This window comes from Luteimonas sp. FCS-9, assembly GCF_001014645.1.
GTDB lineage: Bacteria > Pseudomonadota > Gammaproteobacteria > Xanthomonadales > Xanthomonadaceae > Luteimonas.
In genome coordinates this window covers 1-4,684 of sequence record NZ_LASZ01000038.1, presented here as the reverse complement: position 1 = coordinate 4,684, position 4,684 = coordinate 1, and the positions used below count along the sequence as shown (strand labels likewise).

Here is a 4,684-nt window from a genome sequence, read left to right as displayed (position 1 = left end):
TCTACATGGAACTCAGCGCGGCGAACAAGAAGACGATCTTCCAGAACACGCCCTCGGGCGTCTCCGGCGCGTGGGGCTACCCCGGCGGCCCGGTCAACGCCAGCGACCCGGGCCCCGGCGCGGTCGTGCTCGGCCCCGGCCACCCCGACAACCCGTACCCGGGCACTGCCAATCGCCTGCGCTACACCGCCTTCGACGTCGGCCCGCGCACTACCTACAACGACAGCCGCTTCATGCGCCTGCTGCTCGGCTTCAAGGGCACCGCCGGCGCGTGGGACTACGACGTCGGCTACCTGCACTCGGGCACCGACCTGACCAACGAGCGCACCGGCTTCCTGCGCTACAGCCGGGTCAAGACCGTGCTCGAGGATCCGGCCAGCCCGGTCGGCTGGTGGCGCATCGGCGACGATGCCGGCCTCAACACCCAGGCGCTGTACGACTACATCTCCCCGCGCATCCGCGCCACCGGCCGCACCCGGCTCGACATCCTCGACGCCAAGGCCACGCGCTCGCTGACCGACCTGCCCGGAGGCCCCCTGGGCCTGGCGGTCGGCGCCGAGTACCGCCGCCAGTCGGTGCTGCTGACCCCGCAGTCGTTCACCGACATCGGCGACATCATCGGCCTGGGCTACTCGGCCTACGAGGGCGTGGAGAAGGTCGCCAGCGCCTACGTCGAGCTGCAGGCGCCGGTGCACGAGACGCTGGAACTGACCGGCGCGCTGCGCATGGACAAGTACGAGGGCGGCGACAGCTCGACCACGCCCAAGGTCGGCGTGAAGTGGTCGCCGACCGACTGGATCGCGCTGCGCAGCACCTACGCCGAAGGCTTCCGCGCCCCGAACCCGGCCGAGGCCGGCACCGGCGGCCTGGCCGCCTTCAGCACCGCGGTCGACCCGGTCCGCTGCGCCGCCCCGGGCAACGAGCCGCAGGACTGCGACGCCGGCTCGATCGCGCTGATCACCTCGCCAAATCCCGACCTGCAGCCCGAGGAGTCCAAGAGCACGACCGTCGGCCTGGTGCTGTCGCCGTGGTCGGGCGGCTCGCTGGCGTTCGACGCGTTCCGCATCCGGCGCACCGGCGAGATCTTCGGCGGCAGCGCGGACGCGGCGATCTCGGCGGGCGGCGACAACGTCATCCGCGGCACCAACGAGATCCCCGGCACGCCGGGCAGCGGCTCGATCCTCGCGGTGCTGGTGGGCTACGAGAACGCCTCGTCGACGACCGTCGAGGGCTTCGATGTCGACATGGAGCAGCGCATCGACCTGGGGGATGCCGGCCGCCTGCGGCTGGACCTGCAGTTCACCCACATCAGCGCGTTCGAGCGCCAGGACGTCGACGGCACGGTCTACGAGTTCGCCGGCACCCACGGCAACTGCGACGTGACCAACTGCATCGGCACGCCGAAGAACAAGGCCAACTTCGGCGCGACCTGGGAAATGGATGCGTTCTCGATCAGCAGCGTCGTGAACTGGCGCGACAGCATCCGCAACGTCACCGAGGCCGGCGACACCGACTGCGCCAACGGCTTCGCGAACGGCGACGACGCCCCGCGCGGCTGCGAGCTCGCGTCGTTCTACACGATCGACCTGTCGGCCCGCTGGATGCCCAGCGCGGCATGGGAGCTGTTCGGCTCGGTCAACAACGTCACCGACCGCGTCGCCCCGCTCGACCCGCTGACCTACGGCGCCATCAACTACAACCCGATGGACTTCAGCGGCGCGATCGGCCGCTACTTCACGATCGGCGCGAAGTTCAAGTTCGACTGACCGCCAGTCGCATCGCAATGCCCGGACGCCCCGCCTGTCGGGGCGTCCGCGCGTCCGGCACCCGTGCGCGCCGGGGAGGCGTCACGGAACGGCGCGCTGGATCGTCGAACCGGCGAATCCCACGCCGAGGAGGCATCGATGTCCAGCACCGCCCACGATCCAGTCACTGCGCCCGTCCACTTGCCCGAAGTGCTGCCGGACCTGATGCAGGCCCTCGTCGCCACCCAAGGCAGGATTTCCCGGCTCACGCCCGACGCCGGCCTGCACCACCTGATGGTCCTGCGCGCCTCGCAGATCAACGGCTGCGCCTTCTGCGTGAAGATGCATACCCGGGAGGCACGCGAACACGGCGAGACCGATACACGCCTGGACCGGTTGGTCGTGTGGCGCCACGTCGAGGACTTCGATGTCCGTGAACGCGCGGCACTGGCCTGGACCGAAGCACTGACCCGTCTCGACGCGCAGGCCGACTACGCCCCACTGCGTACGGCACTGCGCGCGCATTTCAGCGACACCGAGATCGCGGCATTGACCGCCGACATCGCGATGATCAACCTCTGGAACCGCCTGCAGATCGCGAACCACTGACATGGCCGTGCCCGATCTCGCCGACCGTTTCGAAGCCGCGCGGCCGATGCTGCTCGGGCTGGCCTACCGTGTCCTGGGCGTACGAGCCGACGCCGAGGACGCGGTGCAGGACACCTTCCTCAGATGGCAGGCCGCCGACCGCGACGCGATCGACAATGCAGACGCCTGGCTGACGACGGTCTGCACCCGGCGCTGCCTGGACATGCTGTCGGCGGCCGACCGTGCGCGCGTCGACTACGTCGGCCCCTGGCTGCCCGAGCCGGTGCCCACCGGCGCTCTCGGCATGCCCGACCAGGCGGTCGAGCTGGCGGGATCGCTGACCACGGCGTTCCTGCTCGCGCTGCAACGGCTTACACCGAAGGAGCGCGCAGCCTACCTGCTGTACGACATCTTCGACCGCCCGTACCCGGAGGTCGCGGACACGCTCGGCCTGCAGGCGCCGGCGTGCCGACAGCTCGTCGCGCGTGCGCGCCGGCACATCGGGGATGCGCGCGTACGCCACCAGACGCCGCCCGCGCGCCAGCGCCGGTTGCTGGACGCGTTCCGGGATGCCGTCGCGAGCGGCTCGACCGAGGCACTGGCGACGCTGCTCAGCGACGACGTGCGCCTGTCATCGGATGGCGGCGGCAAGGTCGTCGCGGCGCGCCGCGTGATGCACGGGCACCGGGAAGTGACCCGCTTCATCGAAGCGGGCCTGCACGTCTGGTGGGCGCCTGAGGCGATGGTCGAAGCGCAGCTCAACGGCGCGCCCGGCTTCCTCGTCCACGACGCCGGCGCCTTGAGCGCCGCGGTGTGGTTCGCCTGCGCGCCCGACGGCAACGTGTCGGACATCTACGTCATGCGCAATCCCGACAAGCTCGCAAACCTGCAGGCCGCATTCGCCGGCCGCTGATATCCCCCAGCGATGGGAGCGCGCTCGCGCGCGAAGAAGCTTGCCGACGACGCTCCGTTGCACGCAAGCGCGCTCGCCCGAGCCCGATCAGCCGAGCGATCCACGTGCAGACGCCGACAGGACGCCGGCGTCCGCGCACGGCGAAGCTGGCGTGCCTCAGGGCTGGGCGCAATTTCCCGAAGGATCGTCCTCGATCTGAATCGAATTGCCGCCGGCGCGCCTGTAGGTGCATGGCGTCGTTGCCGGCGTGGAACGGGACCCCACGCGTGCCCGATTCGTCGCTGTGGAAGCAGTCCGACGTGGCGTCAGGCCGCTTCGAGCTCAAGCTTGCCGACCCGTCGCAGGTCGACTTCCCGGCGCGCTACCCACAGATCGTGCGCATCCTGCATCGCCAGCCAGCTCTCGGGCGTCCGCCCGATCGCCTTGGCGAGCCGTAGGGACATTTCCGGCGTGACGCGGCTCGTGCCGTTGAGGATCCTGCTGAGCGTGGACGCCGACACGTCCAGCTTTTCGGCCAGCGTCCGACCGCTGACGCCATTGGGCTCCAGATAGACCGCGACGATGAATGCGCCGGGATGGGGCGGGTTGTGCATGGCCATCAGTGGTAGTCCTCGTAATCCAGCACGTACGCATTGCCGTCCCGGAACTCGAACGTCAGTCGCCAGTTGCCGTTGACGGAAATCGCCCAACGCCCCTGCATCCGACCTTTCAGCGGATGGAGGCGAAAGCCTGGAATCTCCATGTCCTCCACGATCGAGGCGGTATCCAGCGCAGCCAGCTGCATCTGCAACCGCTTCGCATGTCCGGCCTGGATGCCAGCCGTGCTGCCTGTCTCGTAGAACCGGCGGAGTCCCTTGTGCCGGAAAGACTTGATCATGCGGCCAACGTAGCATGTTGCGCATCACGCAACAAGTGGATGTGAGCCTGCCGTAATCGACACAAGCATGCGGTTGATCTGCATCAATGCGATGCGTTCCGGGCAGTCCTACCTTGGCATCACACCCACCCCGGATGTCCAAGCATCCGCCGCGTCACCCGGAGCCGATATGAACGTCCTGCCCTATTCCGCGTTCGACGTGCTGGCCATGGTCATGGAAGGCACGCACCTGCCCCCGCCGGCCGTCGCCGTCCCGCCGCCCGTCACCGAGGCGCCCGCGCCTGTGCCTGCGCCTGCCAAGCCGATCTATCCCGACTTCCGCCACGCCGCCTGAGCGGGCGCGCCGGGCGATCCGGCGTCCGTCCGCATGGCGAGAACGCGATGCCGCCCGTGGCGTCGCTCAGGGCTGGTAGCACTCGCCCGACGGATCGGCTTCGATCTGGATCAGCTCGCTGCCGCCACCGCCCCAGACGTTGCCGCCGGTGAAGATCAGGCAGCCCTCGTCGCGGAAAAGCGCCTGCAGGCGCGTGGCGTCGTTGCCGAAGTAGAACGGGATCCAGC

6 protein-coding genes are annotated in these 4,684 nt (G+C 69.2%); 4 read left to right on the top strand and 2 right to left on the bottom strand.

Features of this window, described 5'->3' with window-relative positions:
* From WQ56_RS17310 to sigJ, 3 genes are all read left to right on the top strand, one after another.
* Positions 1-1,766: TonB-dependent receptor (locus WQ56_RS17310; RefSeq protein ID WP_047138387.1), on the top strand; the 1,766-nt coding region annotated here is incomplete at its 5' end.
* Positions 1,767-1,904: 138 nt separating this feature from the next.
* Positions 1,905-2,354: a carboxymuconolactone decarboxylase family protein gene (locus WQ56_RS17305; RefSeq protein ID WP_047138386.1), complete on the top strand. Its 450-nt coding sequence runs from the start codon at positions 1,905-1,907 to the stop codon at positions 2,352-2,354.
* Between the two features lies 1 nt (position 2,355).
* On the top strand, positions 2,356-3,246 hold the full coding sequence (gene sigJ / locus WQ56_RS17300) for an RNA polymerase sigma factor SigJ (protein ID WP_047138385.1): 891 nt from the start codon (positions 2,356-2,358) through the stop codon (positions 3,244-3,246).
* Positions 3,247-3,551: 305 nt separating this feature from the next.
* On the opposite strand, the gene WQ56_RS18925 is transcribed toward sigJ, so the two are convergent.
* Positions 3,552-3,845, bottom strand: a complete 294-nt coding sequence (locus tag WQ56_RS18925) for a HigA family addiction module antitoxin (protein WP_047138063.1) — start codon at positions 3,843-3,845, stop codon at positions 3,552-3,554.
* Complete coding sequence (locus WQ56_RS18920) at positions 3,845-4,123, bottom strand: type II toxin-antitoxin system RelE/ParE family toxin (protein ID WP_047138062.1); 279 nt, start codon at positions 4,121-4,123, stop codon at positions 3,845-3,847. Before WQ56_RS18920 ends, WQ56_RS18925 begins: the two co-directional genes overlap by 1 nt.
* Positions 4,124-4,190: 67 nt before the next feature.
* Between WQ56_RS18920 and WQ56_RS19145 the strand changes: the two genes are divergently transcribed.
* Complete coding sequence (locus WQ56_RS19145) at positions 4,191-4,457, top strand: hypothetical protein (protein ID WP_197076509.1); 267 nt, start codon at positions 4,191-4,193, stop codon at positions 4,455-4,457.
* Positions 4,458-4,684: the final 227 nt, after the last annotated feature.